Here is a 19,579-nt window from a genome sequence, read left to right as displayed (position 1 = left end):
GCTCCTTATTCGTTGCGTGCGCCGGTCAGCTTGATCACGCGGCCCCACATCGCGGTGTCTTCCACGATCTGGCGGGCGAGCACATCGGGCGCACTGCCGATGGCCAACCAGCCCTGGTCCTGCAAGCCCTGCTTCACGGCGGGGATGCGCAGGATCCGGGCGATCTCCTCCGACAGGCGGTCGGCCGCGGACGAGGGCAGGCTGGCCGGGCCGAAGATGGCGTTCCACGAAGTCACGTCGAACGGGCTGCCCGAGGCGTCGAGCGCCGACTGGATCGGCGGCACATCGCCCGCGCCCGGAGAAGGCTGGGCCGAGCTGATTCCGTAGAGCCGCAGGCGCCCGTTCTTCGCCTGCGGCACGGCGATGGAGGGAATCATGAATGCCAGGTCGATCTGCTGGCCCATGAGCGCCGTCGCGACCTGCGGAAAGCCCGGGAAGGGCACATGCACCGCGCGGATGCCGGTGTGGGCCTTGAGCAGCTCCATGGTCAGGTGCGAACCCGAGCCTGGCCCGATGGACCCATAGCTGAGCTTGTCACCCCGGGTCTTCGCAAAGTCGAGAAAGCCGCGCAGGTCAGCCGCCGGCATCGCATTGCTGCCCACGAGCACGAAGGGACTGCTCGCGACGAGCGAGATGGGCCGCAGGTCGCGCGCCACGTCGTAGGGGGTGGAAGGCGTCAGCGCCTTGGCGGTGGTGAGCGGGCCATTGCCGGTGAGGCCGATGGTGTGCCCGTCCGTTGCCCGCGCCACCGCGGTGACGCCGATGCTGCCGGTGGCGCCGACCTTGTTGTCGACGACCACCGGTTGGCCGAGGGCCTGACCGAGGGGATCGGCGATCAGGCGCGCCAGCGCGTCGGGGGACGAGCCTGGCGGAAAGCCGACGATCAGGCGCAGCGGCTTCTGGGGCCATGCAGGACTGGCGTGCACCAGGGCCGGCGCCAGCGACGCTGCGAGCGCACCGCGCAGCAGATGGCGCCGTCGGGATGAGAAGTCGATAGGGGCTTGCATGCGTGTCTCCGGTCTGTCCGCGTTTGTCGTCCCCCCCATTCTTGAACCGGCGCACCGCGGCGAGCGTGATACTTCGTCATTCTTCGCATCACGCTTCGTGATGACCTGGAGGGGACAACGACCATGCCGCCACTCACCCCACCGCGCACGCCCCGCAGCCACACCGTCGACATCGACCTGCTGCGGGTGTTCGACACCTTGCTGCGCGTCGGCAGCTTCACCACGGCCGCCAAGGCGCTGTCGCGCACGCAATCGGCGGTCAGCATGCAGCTGAAACGGCTGGAAGATCAGCTCGGCGTCCAATTGGTTGACCGCAGCAAGCGGCGGCTGAACGCCACGCCCGAGGGCCTTCAACTGCTGCCGCTGGCGCGGCAGATGCTCGGCCTGAACGACCAACTGTTCCACGACATCGACATCGCAGAGGTGTCGGGAAGCATCCGCATCGGTGCCATCGAGCACTACGCCACGCGCGTGCTGCCGGCGCTGATCGCGGAGTTCTGCCGCCTGTATCCGAGGATCCATGTCGAGCTGGAGCACGGGGTGTCGTCGCTCATGCACGCGGAACTGGGTGCACGCTATGACCTTGTGGTGGGCATCGGACCGGTCGGCTCGGGGGAGGGTCGACGCCTGTCGAAGTCGCGCGTGGTGTGGGCATCGACGCCAGGCTCGACCACCCATCTGCAACGCCCATTGCCGCTCGCGCTCAATCCCGAGGGCGCGATGCTGCGTGACTGGGCGACGCACGCGCTCGACCGGGCGGGCATCGCCTGGCGGATCGCCTACACGAGCACCACGGTCACGGGGCTCGAAGCGGCGGTGCGCGCGGGCATCGCCATCGGCGTGTTCCGCGAGGCCACGATCTCGAAGCGGCTCAAGGTGCTGGGCGGACGTGAGGGCATGCCCGCCATGCCGGAATGCGAAGTCTGGCTGGCGGCCGCGCCCTTGCCAGGACGCAGGGCGGTGGAGCTTCTTGAAGCGTTCCTCATCCAACGGTTGCGCAGATCGCCGCGCTGAGCAAGCCGCACCTGCAGGCACGGTCGTCTCTCATCCAACCCGCTGCACGCGCCGTAGAAGCGACATGGCCACCCAAGCGTCCCCTCCTTCCCCCAGCCAGAGCGCGGCAGCGAAAGCCGTGGCACCCTTGCCGCCGCGCCGGCTGCTGTGGGCCAACTTTGCCTGGACGCAGATCGCCTGGTTCGCCGCCGTGCTGGGCGCGGCGCACGGCTGGCCGGTGCTGGGCTGCCTGCCGTTGGTGGCGGGGTTGGCTTGGCACCTCTGCACGGTCCGGCGCGCGCAGCCGGAGGCGCGGCTGCTGCTCTATGCCGTGCTGCTGGGCACGCTGGCCGATGCCGGACCGGTGCTGCTGGGCGCCGTGACCTATCCCAGCGGCCAGTGGACGGCGGCGCTACCGCCCTTCTGGCTGAGCGGACTGTGGGCCGCCTTTGCCACATCGATCAACCTCACGCTGCGCTGGCTGCACGGCCGGCCCGCGCTGGCGGCACTGCTGGGTGCGGTGGCGGGGCCGCTCGCCTTCTCGTCGGGCGTGCGGCTGGGCGGCGCGCAGTTCGTCGACGCGCCGCTGGCCCTGGGCTGGCTGGCGGTCGAATGGGCGCTCCTGCTGCCGCTGCTGTGCTGGCTGGGACGGCGACATGACGGCGCGGCCGGCCCCGCTGCGGCCGTGCCGCTGCGCGAAGGCGGTTGAAGGCAGGGTGCCGCCGACGGCAGCGCGCGGCCACCCGTCAACGCGGTCGATCCGCCCGGCGCCGTCAGGCTACAGCGGCCGCACCATGAAGCGCGCGGCCGCGTCATAGCTGGCCAGCTTGGCCGCCAGTGCGGGCACCTCGCGCACCTCGAAGCCCTGCCGCGCCCAGAAGCCGGCCGAGCCGTTGACGGCCACCAGCGCCATCTCGCGGCAGCCGGCGGCCACGGCCTGCGCGGCCAGCAACGGCATGGCGCGCCCGGCCGCCCCCAGGCCCCGGGCCACGGGCAGCAGCGCCATGTCGTGCAGGTAGTAGATGGGCGCAGGCTCGGGCAGGCGCTGCAGCAGCGTGTCCAGCGCGGGCGGCGCATCGGCATGCCAGGGATGGCTCAGCACATAGCCGGCGAGCGCACCGTCGCGCGTGACCAGGCACAGGCAGCCGCCGCCGAAGAGGGCCAGGCGCTCGGCGAAGACGGCCTCGCCCTCCGGATAGTCGGGATGGACCTCGGCCGCGATCTGCAGCACGGCGGGCAGATCCTGGCCTTGCATCGGCCGCCAGTGGGCAGCGGGTGGCGAAGCAGGCGAAGCAGGCGAAGCAGGCGAAGCAGGCGAAGCAGGCGAAGCAGGCGAAGCAGGCGAAGCAGGCGAAGCAGGAGCGTCGGACATGCCCGAAGCATAGACAGCGCGCCACCGTCACCGCAGCGACACGTTCGCGCCCTCCAATGCCGGCCATGCACAGCACGAGCCGGAACCACGCGTGAGCCGCGGCATGCACTGGCTGCTGGCCGCGCAGTTCTTCTCGGGCCTGGCCGACAACGCGCTGCTGGTCATCGCCATCGCGCAGTTGATGGCGATGGGCGCGCCGGTGTGGATGGCGCCGATGCTCAAGTTCTGCTTCACGCTGGCCTATGTGCTGCTCGCGCCCTGGGTGGGCGCGCTGGCCGACCGCTGGCCCAAGGCGCTGGTGATGCTGGCCGCCAACCTGCTCAAGGCGGGCGCGGCCTGCGGCATGGTGCTGGGGCTGCATCCGCTGCTCGCCTTCGCGCTGGCGGGGCTCGGGGCCGCGGTCTATTCGCCGGCCAAGTACGGGCTGATCACCGAGCAGGTGCCGCCCGCGATGCTGGTGCGCGCCAATGGCTGGATCGAGGTCGGCACGGTCTGCGCCATCGTGCTGGGCACGGGCTTCGGCGGCCTGCTCGTCAGCGCGCGCATGCCGGGCGTGGACATGGCCCTGGCCGTGGTACTGGCCACCTATGCGCTGGCAGGCCTGCTCAACCTGCTGATCCCGCGTGGCGTCTCGCACGGCAGTGAGGTGGGCTGGGCCCCGGCCGCGCTGGTGGGCCGCTTTGCCGCCGCCAACGCCACGCTGTGGCGCGATGCGCAGGGCGGGCTGTCGCTCGCCATCACCACGCTCTTCTGGGGCGCGGGCGCCACGCTGCAGCTGGTGGTGCTGGCCTGGGCGCAGGACGCGCTCGACCTCGGCCTGGATCAGGCCGCCTACCTGCAGGCGGTGGTGGCCCTGGGCATCGTGGCGGGCGCGGCGCTCGCCGGGCGCCTCGTTCGTCTGCACCAAGCCACCCGCGTGCTGCCGCTGGGCGTGCTGATGGGCGCCGGCGTGCCGCTGATGGTGGGCGTGGACACGCTGCCCCTGGCCGTCGTCCTGCTCACGCTGATCGGCGCCCTGGCCGGCCTGCTGGTGGTGCCAATGAACGCGCTGCTGCAGCACCGCGGCCATGTGCTGCTGCGGCCGGGCGAATCCATCGCCGTGCAGAACTTCAACGAGAACCTGGGCGTGCTGCTGATGCTGGGCGTCTACGCCGCCCTGCTGGGCCTGGACCAGCCCATCGCCCTGCTCACGGGCGCACTGGGTGCCTGCGTGGCGCTGGGCACGCTGCTCGCCGCAGGCCTGTATGCGCGGCGCAGCGCAACCCCCGCTCGATGCGCAGGCGCTTCCTGTGCGCCCTCTTTGCCCTCCACCTCTTCCACCAGGGACCTGCCATGAAACTGCTGATCGTCTCGGATGCCTGGGAACCCCAGGTCAACGGCGTCGTGCGCACGCTCAAGATGACGCGCCGCGAATTGCAGCGCCTGGGCGTGGAGGTGCATGTGCTCTCGCCACTGGACTTCCGCTCGGTGCCCTGCCCCACGTACCCGGAGATCTCGCTGGCGCTGACCTCGCGCGCCGGCGTGGCCCGCCGTATCGACGCCATCGACCCCGACTGCCTGCACATCGCCACCGAAGGCCCTCTGGGCTGGGCCGCGCGCAGCATCGCCCTGTCGCGCGGCTGGCCCTTCACCACGGCCTACCACAGCCGCTTTCCGGAATACGTGCATGCCCGCGTGCGGCTGCCGCTGGGCTGGAGCTATGCGGTGCTGCGCCGCTTCCACAACGCTGCGCGGGCCACGCTGGCGCCCACACCGGCCATCGTGGACGACCTCAAGCAGCGCGGCTTCACGCAGGCGCGGCTGTGGTCGCGCGGCGTCAACCTGGCGGCCATGAACCCCGAAGGCCCGCGCATGGAGCGGCCGGCCGAACCGGTCTTCCTGTACGTGGGCCGCATCGCGGTCGAGAAGCAGGTGCACCGGTTCCTGGAACTCGAGCTGCCAGGCCAGAAATGGGTGGCCGGCGAAGGCCCCGAACTCGCCCGACTCAAGGCCCGCTTCCCCGAGGCCCGCTGGCTGGGCCTGCTGGACGTGGAGGCGCTGGCCAGCCTCTACCGCACGGCCGACGTGACCGTCTTCCCCAGCGTCACCGACACCTTCGGGCTGGTGATGGCCGAGTCCATGGCCTGCGGCACGCCGGTGGCCGCCTACCCGGTGCCGGGCCCCATCGACGTGGTGGGCATGGATTCGCCCGGCGGCGTGCTGGACGACGACCTGCGTGCCGCCTGCCTGGCCGCCCTGCACAAGCCCCGCGACGGCGTGCGCCGCTTTGCCGAACGCTACAGCTGGCCGGCGGCCACGCGGCAGATGCTGGAGGCCCTGGCGCCGCGGCGCGGCGACAAGTCCGCCGCGCTGGCCGCCGCCGAACGCATCGCTGCCGAGGAGACGGCGTCCGTCAATGCCGATGCCGATGCCGATGGCAATGGCAGTGGCGCCCGTGAGACGGCGGATCACAGCGCGAGCACCCCGCTGGCCGCAACGACCGCCGCCGCCTGAGGCCACCGCGGAACCGCCGCCATGAAGATCGCCGTCGTCGGGGCCGGCTATGTCGGCCTGGCCAATGCCGTGATGCTGGCGCGCCATCACCATGTGGTGGTGCTCGACACCGATGCACGCAAGGTCGAGGCCCTGCGCGCCGGCCTGAGCCCCATCGTCGACGCCGAGCTGCAGGCGCAGCTGGCCGGCGGCGGACTGGACCTCAGCGCCACGCTGGACCGCAACCTGGCCTACGACGGCGCCGAGCTGGTGATCGTCGCCACGCCCACGGACTACGACCCGGTGGCCAACCACTTCGACACCCGCAGCGTGGACGCCGTGACGGCCGATGCGCTGGCCTGGGCGCCGCAGGCGCTGGTGGTGGTCCGCTCCACCGTGCCCGTGGGCCACACGCGGGCGCTGCGCGAGCGCCTGGGCCACGACGCCATCGTTTTCGCGCCCGAGTTCCTGCGCGAAGGCCGCGCCCTGCACGACAGCCTGCATCCCAGCCGCATCGTGGTGGGCGACACCGGCCCGCGCGGCCAGCGCGTGGCCGCCCTGCTGCGCGAGGGCGCGCTGGCGGCAGAGGTGCCGCTGCTGCTCACCGGCAGCAGCGAGGCCGAGGCCATCAAGCTCTTCGCCAACACCTACCTGGCGATGCGCGTGGCCTTCTTCAACGAGCTGGACACCTATGCCCTCAGCCATGGCCTGGACCCGCGGCAGATCATCACCGGCGTGGGGCTCGATCCGCGCATCGGGCTGCACTACAACAACCCCAGCTTCGGCTACGGCGGCTACTGCCTGCCCAAGGACACGCAGCAGCTTCTGGCCAACTACGCCGACGTGCCGCAGAACCTGATCCAGGCCATCGTCACCGCCAACACCACGCGCAAGGACTTCCTGGCACGCGACATCCTGGCGCGCATGCATGGCGCGGCGGGCACGGTGGGCATCTACCGGCTGACCATGAAGGCCGGCTCGGACAACTTCCGCACCAGCAGCGTGCAGGGCATCATGAAGCGCATCAAGGCCAAGGGCGTGCCTGTGATCGTGTACGAGCCCACGCTGGCCGATGACCAGTTCTTCGGCTCGCCGGTGGTGCGCGACCTGGCGCAGTTCAAGCGCGAGGCCGCACTGATCGTGGCCAATCGCGCCACGCCGGAGCTGGACGACGTGCGGGACCGGCTCTATACCCGCGACCTCTTCGGTGGGGACTGAGAACGCTCCCCCCAAGCCGCTTCGCGGCTCCCCCTCCCTGGCGCCTTCGGCTTGGAGGGGGCGCACCCAGAGGCCTGGCAAAGCCAGTTCCTCGGGTGCCCTGGCATGGCCTGCTCCGCGGCCATCGGTGTGTCGAATTTGCTCAGGTCTGCTGCGCCTCGCCCGCGCTCACGAAGCGGCGCTCGCGCATCCACTTGGTGACGACCCACTTCTCGCCCTGCTCCACCGGGCTGCTGGCATGCAGGCAGCGCGGGTCCACGCCGCCCTGGCCGTCGCCGTACTCGAAGTAGCAGGCATGGCCCTGCACGGGCGAGAAGGCCAGTCCCAGGTGGGGAAACACGGTCTGGCCCCCTGCCGGCACGTCGTTGAGGTAGGTCACCAGCGTGCTCACGCGCTGGCCGCTGCGGGCCACCGAGTCGCGGTTGGCGGCATTGGTGGGCGCCAGGTAGTCGTGGTGCGGCTCGCTGCCCGCGCCGACCGGGTAGTGCAGCAGCTGCAGCCCCTCGCCGTTCTCCAGCGGCAGGTTCATCAGCGCCGACAGGCGCCGGTCGAGGCGGGCCACCAGCGGGTTCTCGCCCAGGCGGAAGAACATGCCCCAGCTGCTGCGGTGCTGGCTGACCACGTCCCGGCCGCTCATCGGATCGACCAGCGTGGACGGCCGCAACCGCGGGCGCGCCATGTCGATCAACGCCCGGCATTCGGCCGCGTCCAGCACCGGGCCCAGCGCGGCCCACACAGGATCGTGGCCGCGTGCATGCACGGTGACCTCGCGGTCCGCCGCAGCGATGCGGTGGCCCGCCGCCAGGCGTGGCCGGGCGATGAAGGGACGTGCCGCCGGCTCATCCGGCAGCGCCACGCTGTCCACCGGCGGAGCGACGCCACGTTGGCGGGCGTCCACGAAGGCCGCGACGATGGCTTGCGCCGCAGGGCCGGCCATGCCCTGACCGACCATCGCGTCGACCAGCCCACCGGGTGGCGCGCCGGCATCGAGGTTGTGGGTGATCCAGTGGCCCAGCTCGGGCAGGAAGCGAAGGACGGTACTCATGACAAGGGAATGATCGGCCGGACTGGCAGCCCGCAGCCTGACGCGGAAGGCACCCGCTGGCCCGCGCGCGCCGACCGTTGCCGGCCGCTGCGCCGCCGCAGACTGCGCCACCGCACCACGGCCGCACGCAGGGCCATGGCCACGCCGGTCATCACCAGCAGGCTGAAGACCACGTCGCTGGCAAAGTGCCCGCCCTGGGCCACCCGCGCCGCGCCGAGCAGCAGGCACAGCAGGGCGCCGGCCGCCCACCAGCGCCGGCGCACCCGCCGCACGCCCCACAGGCCGAAGCCCGCGATCACGAAGCCGGTGGCCGCATGGCCGCTGACGAAGGAACAGTTGCGCTCGCAGGCCCGCGAGAGGCTGCCCACCGGCACATAGTCGCTCGGCCCGCCGAAGGGTCGGACCTGCTGCGGCCGGGGACGGCCGACGTGCTCCTTGAGGCCCTGGTTGACCACCAGGCACACGCCCAGCAGCAGCAGCGCCACGGCGGCCAGCAGCCGGCCGCGCCAGCGCCGCACCACGCCGAAGGGAATGCGCCGCGCCGGCACCAGCAGCACCAGCAGCCCCGCCATACCCAGCACGCGGCCGAGTTGCGGCACCAGCCGCCACAGGTCCAGCACTCCGTGGTACAGGTTGCCGATGAAGCCGGTGGGAATCTGCGGCAGGTAGAAGGGCGCGGAGGCCGCCAGGTCCAGCGCCGGCCAGGTGCGGAAGACCAGGCCGCAGGCCAGCATGGCCGCCAGCCAGCCGAGCCAGGCCACCTGGCGCGGGCACGGTCGACGCCGCGCGCGACCGGGTACCGGCCGGACCTGGGACGCTGCAGATGCAGGGGCCGATGCAGCAGGCGCCATGGACGCCATCGGCACGGCGCACATCTCCTCACCCAGGGCCAGCGGCTGCAGGCTCATGGTGCACCGTTCCATCGCAGCAGCACCAGGCCGCCCATGCGCAGCAATGGCTGCCAGGTCGGCAGCGTGGCATCCGCGCCGGACGGCCGGCGCCCCGCCGGCAGGGCCGCCAGTTGCGCCGCGAGGATGTCGACCTGGTCCTCGCGCGCCAGGGCCAGATCGCCCGGCAGGGGCGGCCGTCGCGGGGCTTCGCGTCGGGCGTAGACGGCCACGCTGGGCAGGTGCAGACCCCACTGCACCAGCGTCGCATTGGCCGCGTTGTCGGTCCGCGCCAGCACTTCGGCGGCCCGCTGGCCCGCCGCGCGCACCGGCGCCTGCAGCTGCCGGCCCCACCATGGCACGACGGCCAGTGTCAGCACAAGGGCCACACCGGCGCCGGCCGCGCTCCAGCGCACGGACGGGGACCAGCGGCGCAGGCGCAGCAACAGCAGCACGCCCAGCGCGGCGGCCAGGGCCGCGACGGCCAGTGGCGCCAGCGCGGCGGGCTGGCCGATCAGCGCGCGATAGAGCGGATTGGCCACGCGCGCCGCATGCAGGGCGATCCAGGCCGTCACCGCCACGGCCGCCGCCGGCCACACCGCCAGCAGGCCCGCCTGCACGTAAAGGGCCCAGCGTGCATCGGGCGCGCCTTCCAGCCAGCGCGCCGCCTCGCGCCCGGCCAGCAGCGCCACCGGCGTGAAGCCGTAGAGCACATAGTGCGGCAGCTTGGTGCCCGAGAAGCTGAAGAAGGCCAGCACGAAGCCCGCCCACAGCAGCAGGTAGCGGCCCAGCGGCTCGCGCCAGTGAGCGCGCAGGCGGGCCAGCAGCGGCACCAGCAGCGGCGTCCACGGCAGCATCAGCAGCGGCAGCAGCACCACGTAGTACAGCAGGCTGCCGCCATGGCCTTCCAGCGGTCCGCCGTAGCGCTGCAGGTTGTGGCGCAACAGGAAGCCGTCGACGAAGGCCATGCCATGCCGGTGGAGCGCGTAGGCATACCAGGGCAGCGCGACGGCCGCGAAGATGAGCCACGCCCCGCCGTCACCCAACAGCGCCCGTACGCGCGGTGCCCAGCGCGCGCGGCCCGACGTGACGATCCACAGCAGCAGGGCGGCCACGGGCACCAGCAGCGCCACCGGCCCCTTGGTGAGCACGCCCAGCCCGCACCACAGGGCGGCCCTTCGCAAGGCAGCACGCGCATCGGCGCCTCCTTCGGCATGTCGCCACAGCTCCAGCGCCGTGAGGGCCAGCCACAGGTTGAGCAGCGCATCGGCCGTGGCCGCGCGGCCGATCAGCAGCACGCCCGCGCTGGTGCCCAGCACCGTGCCAGCCAGCATGGCGGCGCGGTGGCCCCAGCGCGGCCAGGCGAAGAACGCCGCGGCCAGCACCCAGGCCCAGGTGGCGAGACCCGAGGGCAGGCGCAGGGCCGCCTCGTTCAGGCCGAAGAGTTGCACGCTCGCGGCCTGCAGCCAGTAGATGAGGATGGGCTTGTCGAAGCGCGGCTCGCCGTTCAGCGTGGTGTGGCCCCAGTCGCCGCTGGCCAGCATCTCGCGCGTGGCCTCGGAGAAGGCGCCTTCGTCCACGTCGAAGAGCGGCGCCAGCCCCAGGCCCAGCAGTGCGACCAGGCCCATGGCCAGGGCCCACACCGCCATCGTGCGCCGCTCGGCGGCCGGCAGCGACGCGATGAACTCAGCCATGCGCATCGGCGCCTCCGCCGCTCCAGCCCTCGGCGGCCGGCGGTGCGGCGGCCTGGCCACGCCGCAGCACATAGGGCGAGCCATGCCGGCCGCCGTAGTAGATGCGCGTGACCAGCTCGGCCAGCACGCCGGTCATCAGCAGCTGCAGCCCGCCCAGCAGGCAGAAGAAGCCCAGCGACAGCAGCGGCCGGCCGCCGATGTCGTGGCCCGCCAGCTTGAGCGCCGCCAGGTAGGTCAGGATGAGCGCGCCGGCCCCGCCCACCGACAGCCCCAGCACGCCGAAGAAATGCCCCGGCCGCGCCGCGAAGCGCATGAAGAAGGTGATGGCCAGCAGGTCCACCACCACCCGCAGCGTGCGCGAGAGGCCGTACTTGGACCGGCCCGCGCGGCGCGGATGGTGGGCCACCGGCTCCTGCGCCATGCGCGCCGGCGAGGTCACGGTCGCGAGCCAGGCGGGGATGAAGCGGTGCATCTCGCCATACAGCCGCACCTCGCGCAGCGTCTCGGCGCGGAAGGCCTTGAGGCTGCAGCCCAGGTCCTCGAAGTCCAGCCCCGTCACACGCCGGATCAGCCGGTTGGCCAGGCGCGAAGGCAGCTTGCGCAGCCAGAGCCCGTCCTGCCGGTCGCGGCGCCAGCCCGCCACGATGTCCAGGTCCTCGGCCAGCAGGCGACGCACCAGGCGCGGGATGTCGCGCGGGTCGTTCTGCAGGTCGCCGTCGAGCGTGACGATGACGTCGCCGCGTGCCGCGTCGATGCCGGCCTGCATGGCGGCCGTCTGGCGGAAGTTGCGCGCCAGGCGCAGCACGCGCACATGCGGGCCCAGCTCGGCGGCGCGGCGCTCCAGCGCGGGGCCGGTGCCGTCCTGGCTGCCGTCGTCGACCACGATCAGTTCCCAGGGCGCGGGGTAGTCCGACAGCGCGGCCTGCACGGCGTCGATCAGGGCGGCGGCGTTCTCCACCTCGTTGTACATGGGCACGACGACCGAGAGGCGGTGCGCCGGCAGCGGCGCGGCGTCGCGCGCGAGCAGATGGGTGGGATCGGTGCGGTCCATGGAAGAGCAAGAGGGGATTCACGGCAGCGCCCGCGCGGGCGCTGCAAGGCCGCGGCGCGCCGCCAGCACGGCCAGCGCCGCGCCCACGCTCGCCAGCAGCCAGAGGGCATGCACCAGCAGGGCGGCGCCGATGACGGTGGTGGCGTCCACCGGCGCGGCGCCCGCGGCGCACGCATGCACACCCGCCAGCGCGCCGGCCTCGAACACGCCCAGCCCGGCGGGCGCCTGCAAGGGCAGCGCCGCACCCGCCTCGGCCCCGGCCGCGCCGCACCAGCCGAGGGCCACCGGATGCAGCCCCGCCGCATGCAGCAGCAGGGTCGAGACGCCCAGCTTGATGGCCCAGTTGGCCACGCAGAAGACCCACGAGCGCCAGCCGCCCCGGCCGCCATACAGCCCCTGCAGCAGGCGCTGCAGCCGGGGCGCGCCGTCGGCTTCGATCACGTCGCCCACACGCCCGACCCAGCCCCTGCGCAGCACCACGGCGGTCAACAGGACCAACGCGGCAACGGCGGCCAGCGCCAGGGCCGGCGACACCAGCAGCGCCAGCAGCGCCAGCACCATCGTGCCCAGCACCACCGCGTCCTGCAGCCGCAGCCACAGCAGGCTGGGGAGCGACTGGGCCAGCGGCACCTGCCAGTGGCGATGCAGCCACCAGGCATAGCCCGCCTCCCCGGTGCGCAGCGGAAGCAGCGACACGGCCGCGTTGTGCCAGGCGAACAGCGCCAGGCAGTCGACGAAGCGCGCGCCGGTGCGGGCGCGCCATTCGGCATGCAGCCGTGCTGCACGCAGCCCGTAGGTGGCCAGCACGCCCGCCAGCGCCAGGGCCCAGGTCGCGGCCGGCATGCGCCGAGCGGTGCCGGCCAAGGCGCGGGCATCCACGCCACTGAGCAGCCAGGCCAGCAACAGCAGCGCAACCAGCGCCGACAGGGCCTGCATCGCTCGGCGGATCGCGGAACCGGCACGCAGCGGCATGGGGCTCACCCCGCCCGCTCCGCCATCCAGCCAGAGCGGCGCCCCGACACCGCGGGCACCACCACCCGGCGCAGGCGCAGCAGGCCACCGGCCACGCCGGCCAGGCCCAGGGCCCACTGCACCGGCGCGCCCAGCGGATAGCCGGTCGCCGTCCACAGCATGGCCAGGCCGGCGCCCAGCTGCACGGCGGCCATCACCGCCTGGGCCCGGCGCCGCGTGAGCAGGCCGCTGAGGTCCCAGCGCTGCGCCGCCCGCAGGCTGAGCGCCGCCGCCACCAGTCCCAGCGCCGCACCGGCCAGCACGTCGCTGGGCCAGTGCGCGCCCACCGCGATGCGCGACAGCGCCACCGCCGCCGCCATGCCCCACAGCAGCGCGCGCTGCGCCGCCGAGCAGCGGCGCGTGTGCAGCACCACCCAGACGAAGGCCACCGCCGCCAGCGCATGCCCCGAGGGCATGGCCAGGTGCACCAGCGGATCGCCGATCACATGCAGCTGTTCCGGCGGCAGCACGCCCGGCGGGCGCAGCTGCACGAACAGGCGCTTGGGCACATGCGAGAGCAGCCCACCCAGCGCAAAGGCCCACATCAGCGCGTTGATGAGCCGCATCGCCCCACGCTCACGGCCCGGCGACAGCGCCAGGCCGACCAGCCCGATGGACAGGCCCAGCCCCAGCACGCTCAGGCCCGACCAGAGCGTCTCGGGCAGCCCGGCCGCCCATGTGTTGAGGCCGCGGAAGAGCGGCAGGTCGGCCTCGGTCAGGCGCAGCAGTAGCGCGCCGAGCAGCAGGGCCGCCACGGCCAGGGGCAGCCGGTGCATCGGCAGCGCCGAGGACGCGATGGAAGAAGAGGTCGGGGTCGAGGACATGGCGCAGCGGGCAATGGACAACGCGGACCGCCTGACGGTAGGCAGGCTCCATGTCAGCGGTGCGACCGAAAGCTGAATGCCACATGGCTGACTTGTGGCGGCGTCACATTGCGGCGCATGACCTCCGTGCTCGTCACCGGCGCTGCCGGCTTCATCGGCGCCCATGCCGCGGCGGCCCTGGCGTCGGCCGGCCACCGCGTGGTGGGCTGCGACAGCTTCAACAGCTATTACGACCCGCGGCTCAAACACGCCCGCGTGCAGGCCCTGCTGACGCCGCTGGGCGTGGAGGTGGCCGCGCTCGACCTGTCGGACGTGGCCGCCACCCAGGCCTTCTGGGCCCGCCACCGCTGCGAGGTGGTGCTGCACCTGGCCGCGCAGGCCGGCGTGCGCCATTCGGTGCAGCGGCCGCTGGAGTACGCCACGGCCAACCTGGTGGGCTTCGCCTCGGTGCTGGAGGCCTGCCGGTTGAACGGCGTCCGCCACCTGCTCCACGCCAGCTCATCGAGCGTGTATGGCCAGCGGGCCGACGCGCCCTTCCGCGAGCAGGACAGCACCGATGCGCCGGCCTCCTTCTATGCCGCCACCAAGAAGGCCAACGAGCTGATGGCGCATGCCACGGCGGCCGTGCACGGCCTGCCGGCCACCAGCCTGCGCTTCTTCACCGTGTACGGGCCCTGGGGCCGGCCCGACATGGCCTACTGGGGCTTCGCCGAGGCCATCCAGGCCGGCCGGCCGATCACGCTCTATGGCCACGGCCTGCTGCAGCGCGACTTCACCTGCATCGACGACGTGGTGGATGCGCTGCTGCGCCTGGTGCGGCGCGGACCGCCCGCGCCCGATGCGGAAGGCGTGCCGTGCGAGGTGCTCAACCTCGGCCACCGGCAGCCGGTGCGGGTGGTCGACTTCGTGGCGCAGCTCGAAGCAGCGCTGGGCCGCCGGGCCGTGGTGGCCTTCGCACCCAGGCCGGTGGGCGACGTGCCGCTCACCTGCGCCGACCCGTCGCGGCTGGAGGCGGCCATCGGCCCCTGGGCAGCGACGCCGCTGGCGGAAGGGTTGCCGCGCTTCGTGCAGTGGCTGCGGGGGTGGAAGGGATGGGGCGAAGACCCGGCCCGGGTACCGGCGGCGGCCTCGGTCCAGCTCGCCCCCGCCTGAGCACCGACCGGGCGAGCTGTTCCGCCACAGACGCTCAGTGGATCGCCGCGTACATGATGTCTTCCTGCGTCACCCGGTCGCCCGCGAACTCGGTCACCACCTTGCCCTGCTTGGCCACCAGGATGCGGTCCGACAGCGCCATCACCTCCGGCAGGTAGGAGGAGATGACCACCACCGCCTTGCCCACATCGGCCAGGCGGTTGATCTCGGCATGGATCTCGGCGATGGCGCCCACGTCCACGCCGCGGGTCGGCTCGTCGAAGACGATCAGCTCGGGCCCCTGCACCAGCGACTTGGCGATCACCACCTTCTGCTGGTTGCCGCCCGACAGCTCGATCACCTTGACCTCCTTGCCGATGGCCCGCACGTTGAGCAGCCGCGTCCAGTGCTCGCCCACCTGGCGGGCCCGCTCGCCCGACACCAGGCCGCCGATGCCGCGCAGCTTGCCCAGCAGGCCCATGTAGATGTTGTGGGCGATGGACATGGTCTCGAAGAAGCCCTCCACCTTGCGGTCTTCGGTGATGTAGGCGATGCCGTCGCGCACCGCCTGCCGGCCCACGCGGTAGCGCACCGGCCGGCCGTGCAGCAGCACCTCGCCGCCATGGAAGAAGTCGCGCTTGATCAGCCCGGCCACCACCTTGAAGGTCTCGGTGCGGCCCGCCCCCACCAGGCCGAACACGCCCGTCACCTGCCCGCGGAAGACCGACAGCGAGTTGTTCTTGACCATGGCGGCCATGCGCAGGTTGCGCACCGACAGCACGCATTCGCCGGGCGGCCGCACGCTCGCCTTCTTCTGGCCGTAGAGGGTCTGCGACAGGTCACGGCCCACCATGGCCTGCACGATGCGGGCGGTGTCGAAGTTCTGGCGCAGGTCGGTCACCACGTGGCGACCATCGCGCAGCACGGTGATGCGGTCGGCCAGCAGCAGCGCCTCCTCCAGCGCATGCGAGATGAAGACGATGGACACGCCCCGCGCCTTGAGGTCGAACACCAGGTCGAAGAAGTACTTCTTCTCCTCGGGCGTGAGGCTGGCCGTGGGCTCGTCGAAGATGATGATGCGGGCCTTGTGCAGCACGGCGCGGGCGATCTCCACCATCTGCTTCTTGGCCGCCCCCAGCGAGGCCACGGTGGCCGTGGGATCGACGTCGAAGTTGAGCGACTGCAGGAACTGCTGGGCGGCGATGTAGATGCCGCGCAGCCGGTTGAAGAAGGCCTCCTGCCCCAGGAACAGGTTCTGCGCCACCGTCATGCTGGGCACGAGGCTGGTCTCCTGGAACACCATGGCGATGCCGCGCTGGCGCGCCTCCAGCGGGGTGCGCAGCTGCACCGGCCGGCCTTCCACATGCAGCTCGCCGCTGCTGAGCGCCACCACGCCGGCCATCACCTTGGTGAGGGTGGACTTGCCGGCGCCGTTCTCGCCCAGCAGGGCATGGATCTCGCCGGCCTGCAGCGCGAAGTCCACGCCGTCGATGGCCGGCACGCCGCCATAGGTCTTGGTGGCCTGGCGCAGTTCGAGCACGGGGGCGGTCGTCGTCATGCGCAGGCTCCTCGGTCCAGCGGAAGACGCAGCAGCCGGCCGCTGCCACGCGAGGCGATGTACAGCGCGCCGTCGTGCTCGGCCACGGCGGTGATGCCGTGGTGCCGGCCGTCCACCTGGCTGTGCAGCGAGCGGGTGACGCGGCCCTGCGCATCCATGTGCAGCACCAGGCCGTAGGAGCGCGGCGGCGCCCAGGGCTTGAGCACGCCCATCTGCTTGACGCCCGCGCCCTGCAGCGGCTCCAGGAAGCTCTGGCCCGAAGAAAGCGCCGGCGCGATCCAGTAGCGCGGGTCGATGTCGGCCAGCATGCGGCGGCGGTAGGCGTCCTCGCGCAGCACGAATTCGACCAGCTGGGTGCGGCAGACAAAGCAGCAGACCCAGAAGCCACCCTGCGCTGCCGGCACCAGCCGCGAGGGATAGCCGGGCAGCTCGGCCAGTAGCGGCGCGGCGCCCCCATTGCCATGGCCCGCCCGGCGCTGCACGCGGTGGCGCCAGCTTTCGCTCCAGAGTGCGCCGCCCGCGCCATCGCTGGCCACGCCGGCCACGTAGTGCTGGCGCTCGGCCAGCAGCGTCACCTGGCCGCTGTGGGGCTGCCACAGCCCCACGCGGCCGGTGGCGCCGTGGCTCATCAGGTCGCGGCACCAGTCCGCCGGGCCATGCACGGTGGAGCCGTCGCCCACCAGCAGGCTGCCATCGGCCGTGAAGGCCAGGGCCACGACGCTGCGCAGCGGCTGCTGCCCCAGCTGCCGGAGCACGGCCCCTTCGGCGCCGCACAGCAGGCGCACCTCGGCACCGTCCAGCGCCACGGCCACGCGGCCGTCCACCGCGGCGGCCAGCGCCGTGATGGGCACGCCGAAGCGCTGCTGCGGCTGCAGCCGCCCGTCCTGCCAGGCATGCAGCGTGTCGCCCGCGGTGGCGAGCAGCCGGCCCTGGCTCACGGCCAGGTCGTCCAGGCCGGGCAGCTCGGCCACCACCTCGGCCACGTCGAGCAGCCGGTTGGGCCGCAGCGCGCCGTCCATCACCGGCACGGCGATGGAGGCGCTGCCCCGGCCCAGCAGCCGGTCGGCGGCATGGCGCAATGTCTGCAGCATCAGCGGCTCCCCCTGCCCCAGCGGCGGTCGTACTGCACGAAGTCGGGATCGGCCCCTTCGAGCCTGTAGCGGCCGATGCGGTTGTTGGAGATGCCGCCCAGGTACAGGTGGCCCCGGTGCTCGCGCATGGAGGTGATCATGGGATGGTTGACGCCGCCCAGGTCCCACAGCGTCTCCAGGATCTCGCCCGATTCGCTGAACTTGAGCACGCAGCCCGTGTTGATGTTGGGGAACAGCCATTCGTCCACCGGCACGCGCGTGGCCATGCGGCGGCGGAAGCCCGGCATGCGCAGCGCCAGGTCGTAGGCCGGGCTGCGCATGCCCACCAGGGCCAGCCAGTAGTGGCCGTCCGAGGCCAGGTTGATGTTGTCCGGGTAGCCGGGCAGGTTGTCGATGACCATCTGCACCTGGCCCTTGCGCGGCCCGTCGAACCAGTAGCGCTGCACGCAGCAACCCCAGGTCTCGGCGAAGAGGATGGATTGCCCATCGCTCGCGATGGCGATGCCGTTGGGAAAGCGCAGCCCGCGCAGCACCGTGCGCGTGGTGCCGTCGCGCGGGTCGTGGCAGATGATGCGGCCGTTGCCCCGGGCCTCCAGCCCGTCCACCGGCCATTCGTGCATCTCGTAGCGCACGGTGGCCTCGCTGAAGAAGATGCGGCCGTCGTCGGCGATGTCCAGGTCGTCGGCCAGGCGCAGCCGGCTGTCGTCGTTGATGGAGCTCCAGCTGCGGTTGGTCTCGTCGCTGACCCGCTGCACCTCGCGCTGCGGCGTGATGCGGTACAGGCCCATGCCGCCGACGCAGACATGCAGGTTGTCCTCGCGGTCGAAGGCCATGCCCAGCGGCTGGCCACCGATGTGGGCATAGACCTCCATGCGCTGGTAGTCCGGTGCGAAGAAACGGATCACGTCGCCATGGCGCGAGCCGGCATAGAGGTTGTCGTCGCGGTCGAGGATCACGTCCTCGGGCGCCTCGATGCGGCCGGTGCCGATCAGCGTCACGTCGCGCAGCTTGTTGTTGAGCGCGTAGGGGCTGCGGGCGTCGGTGCCGCAGTCCGGCGCGGGCGGCAGCGACAGGTAGGTGGGGCTCACGTAGACCTTGCTCACGATGCGCTGGCGGTTCTTGAGCCAGCGCACGTCCACCACCGCCGCCGTCACCAGCACGGCGGCCAGCACCATGCGGATCACGCCGCCGGGTGCCGACATGGAGGTCAGGCCATTGGTGACCAGCAGCACGATGAGCGTGCCCACCAGTGCCTTGGTGACCGAGCCGCGCCCGCCGCCCAGGCTGATGCCGCCCAGCACCGCGGCGGTGAGCACCAGCACCTCCAGGCCCACGCCGATGTCGGCCCCGGCCGTGGCCAGGCGCGAGGCGAAGAAGCAGCTGCCCGCGGCCGTGAGCACGCCGCTGGCCACATAGCACAGCGCCACCGTGCGCCGCACCGGGATGCCGCTGTTGTAGGCCGAGCGGCGCGAGCCGCCGATGGCCAGGATGTGCCAGCCGGCCCGCAGCCGCGTGAGCAGGATGTGGCCGCCCAGCGCCACCACGGCATAGAACCAGGCCACCGTGGGCAGGCCCAGGAAGGTGCCGCTGCCCAGGAAGTCCCACACCGCCGAGTCGGGCAGGCCGCCGGCGATGGCGGTGGAGTACTCCAGGCTCAGGATCTCGTAGAGCGAGCGGAAGATGATCAGCGTGATCAGCGTGGTCAGGAAAGCCCGCAGCCGCAGGTAGCCGATCAGCAGGCCGTTGACCGCGCCCATGGCGGCCCCCGCCACCAGCGTGACCAGCACCGACACGCCCACCGGCCACTTGAGCACATGCATGCACAGCAGGGCGCAGAAGTTGGCCAGCGCGAACATCGAGCCCACCGACAGGTCGATGCCGCCCACGATCATCACCAGCGCCAGGCCCAGCACCACGAAGCCGACCTCGCCCGCCTGGCGCAGGGAGTCGGCCATCATGGTGGCCGAGTAGAAGTTGGGCACCAGCGCGCCCGAGGCCAGCACCACCAGCACCAGCAGCAGCACGGGGACGGCCGTCTCCGTCCAGCGCTTGGCCAGGATCTCGCCGATCCAGTGGTCGGGCCACCAGCGGTAGCGCAGGCGCGCCAGGCGCTCGCGCCAGTCGGGGGGAGCGGCGGCCGGCCGGGCCCGCGCCGCCGCGGGGGCGGACAGGGAAGCCCCGGCCGGCAGGCCGGCGTCAGCTGCGAGATGCGCCATGGCCGCTGC

General features: G+C 72.3%; 17 protein-coding genes. 6 read left to right on the top strand and 11 right to left on the bottom strand.

The features are described from left to right. Positions 1–5 precede the first annotated feature (5 nt). On the bottom strand, positions 6–1,007 hold the full coding sequence (locus ACT54X_RS27480; protein WP_294378133.1) for a Bug family tripartite tricarboxylate transporter substrate binding protein: 1,002 nt from the start codon (positions 1,005–1,007) through the stop codon (positions 6–8). Positions 1,008–1,130: 123 nt separating this feature from the next. On the opposite strand from ACT54X_RS27480, the gene ACT54X_RS27475 reads away from it, so the two are divergent. After that, on the top strand, positions 1,131–2,021 hold the full coding sequence (locus ACT54X_RS27475) for a LysR substrate-binding domain-containing protein (protein WP_294378130.1): 891 nt from the start codon (positions 1,131–1,133) through the stop codon (positions 2,019–2,021). 64 nt (positions 2,022–2,085) lie between these two features. Then, positions 2,086–2,709 (top strand): DUF2878 domain-containing protein, encoded by a 624-nt coding sequence (locus ACT54X_RS27470; RefSeq protein WP_294378128.1) that lies wholly within the window; start codon positions 2,086–2,088, stop codon positions 2,707–2,709. 69 nt (positions 2,710–2,778) lie between these two features. On the opposite strand, the gene ACT54X_RS27465 is transcribed toward ACT54X_RS27470, so the two are convergent. Next, on the bottom strand, positions 2,779–3,255 hold the full coding sequence (locus ACT54X_RS27465) for a GNAT family N-acetyltransferase (protein WP_294378125.1): 477 nt from the start codon (positions 3,253–3,255) through the stop codon (positions 2,779–2,781). 208 nt (positions 3,256–3,463) lie between these two features. On the opposite strand from ACT54X_RS27465, the gene lplT reads away from it, so the two are divergent. From lplT to ACT54X_RS27450, 3 genes are read left to right on the top strand one after another with little or no spacing between them, the layout of a single operon-like run. Beyond that, positions 3,464–4,708, top strand: coding sequence for a lysophospholipid transporter LplT (lplT, locus tag ACT54X_RS27460; RefSeq protein ID WP_476349739.1), 1,245 nt, complete (start codon positions 3,464–3,466; stop codon positions 4,706–4,708). Continuing rightward, positions 4,705–5,865 (top strand): glycosyltransferase family 4 protein, encoded by a 1,161-nt coding sequence (locus tag ACT54X_RS27455; protein ID WP_476349737.1) that lies wholly within the window; start codon positions 4,705–4,707, stop codon positions 5,863–5,865. Before lplT ends, ACT54X_RS27455 begins: the two co-directional genes overlap by 4 nt. A gap of 21 nt (positions 5,866–5,886) precedes the next feature. Beyond that, positions 5,887–7,062, top strand: a complete 1,176-nt coding sequence (locus ACT54X_RS27450) for a nucleotide sugar dehydrogenase (RefSeq protein WP_476349735.1) — start codon at positions 5,887–5,889, stop codon at positions 7,060–7,062. A gap of 142 nt (positions 7,063–7,204) precedes the next feature. On the opposite strand, the gene ACT54X_RS27445 is transcribed toward ACT54X_RS27450, so the two are convergent. From ACT54X_RS27445 to ACT54X_RS27420, 6 genes are read right to left on the bottom strand one after another with little or no spacing between them, the layout of a single operon-like run. Then, on the bottom strand, positions 7,205–8,107 hold the full coding sequence (locus ACT54X_RS27445; protein ID WP_476349733.1) for a 2OG-Fe(II) oxygenase: 903 nt from the start codon (positions 8,105–8,107) through the stop codon (positions 7,205–7,207). Then, entirely contained in the window at positions 8,104–9,015 is a 912-nt protein-coding gene (locus ACT54X_RS27440) for a phosphatase PAP2 family protein (protein ID WP_476349731.1), read from the bottom strand. The genes ACT54X_RS27445 and ACT54X_RS27440 overlap by 4 nt, the downstream gene beginning before the upstream one ends. Next, positions 9,012–10,688, bottom strand: coding sequence for an ArnT family glycosyltransferase (locus ACT54X_RS27435; protein ID WP_476349729.1), 1,677 nt, complete (start codon positions 10,686–10,688; stop codon positions 9,012–9,014). Before ACT54X_RS27435 ends, ACT54X_RS27440 begins: the two co-directional genes overlap by 4 nt. Further along, the gene (locus tag ACT54X_RS27430; protein ID WP_476349727.1) at positions 10,681–11,739 is read right to left on the bottom strand and encodes a glycosyltransferase family 2 protein; all 1,059 of its coding nucleotides are present in this window, start codon (positions 11,737–11,739) and stop codon (positions 10,681–10,683) included. Before ACT54X_RS27430 ends, ACT54X_RS27435 begins: the two co-directional genes overlap by 8 nt. Before the next feature lie 18 nt (positions 11,740–11,757). After that, on the bottom strand, positions 11,758–12,711 hold the full coding sequence (locus ACT54X_RS27425) for a lysylphosphatidylglycerol synthase domain-containing protein (RefSeq protein ID WP_476349763.1): 954 nt from the start codon (positions 12,709–12,711) through the stop codon (positions 11,758–11,760). 5 nt (positions 12,712–12,716) lie between these two features. Further along, on the bottom strand, positions 12,717–13,574 hold the full coding sequence (locus ACT54X_RS27420; RefSeq protein ID WP_476349725.1) for a phosphatase PAP2 family protein: 858 nt from the start codon (positions 13,572–13,574) through the stop codon (positions 12,717–12,719). A 117-nt stretch (positions 13,575–13,691) separates the two neighbouring features. Here ACT54X_RS27420 and ACT54X_RS27415 point away from each other — a divergent pair, with 117 nt between their 5' ends. Further along, entirely contained in the window at positions 13,692–14,726 is a 1,035-nt protein-coding gene (locus ACT54X_RS27415) for an NAD-dependent epimerase/dehydratase family protein (protein WP_294378099.1), read from the top strand. A gap of 34 nt (positions 14,727–14,760) precedes the next feature. On the opposite strand, the gene ACT54X_RS27410 is transcribed toward ACT54X_RS27415, so the two are convergent. Genes ACT54X_RS27410 through ACT54X_RS27400 form a run of 3 tightly spaced genes read right to left on the bottom strand, consistent with a single transcriptional unit; the run spans position 14,761 to position 19,570 of the window. Further along, positions 14,761–16,263 (bottom strand): sugar ABC transporter ATP-binding protein, encoded by a 1,503-nt coding sequence (locus tag ACT54X_RS27410; protein WP_476349722.1) that lies wholly within the window; start codon positions 16,261–16,263, stop codon positions 14,761–14,763. Continuing rightward, positions 16,260–17,354 (bottom strand): WD40 repeat domain-containing protein, encoded by a 1,095-nt coding sequence (locus tag ACT54X_RS27405; protein WP_476349720.1) that lies wholly within the window; start codon positions 17,352–17,354, stop codon positions 16,260–16,262. Before ACT54X_RS27405 ends, ACT54X_RS27410 begins: the two co-directional genes overlap by 4 nt. Beyond that, on the bottom strand, positions 17,354–19,570 hold the full coding sequence (locus ACT54X_RS27400; protein WP_476349718.1) for an ABC transporter permease: 2,217 nt from the start codon (positions 19,568–19,570) through the stop codon (positions 17,354–17,356). Before ACT54X_RS27400 ends, ACT54X_RS27405 begins: the two co-directional genes overlap by 1 nt. Positions 19,571–19,579 lie beyond the last annotated feature (9 nt).

The sequence above is a fragment of the Pseudacidovorax sp. DMC4 genome, assembly GCF_056314265.1.
This window is presented reverse-complemented; position numbering and strand designations above follow the sequence as displayed.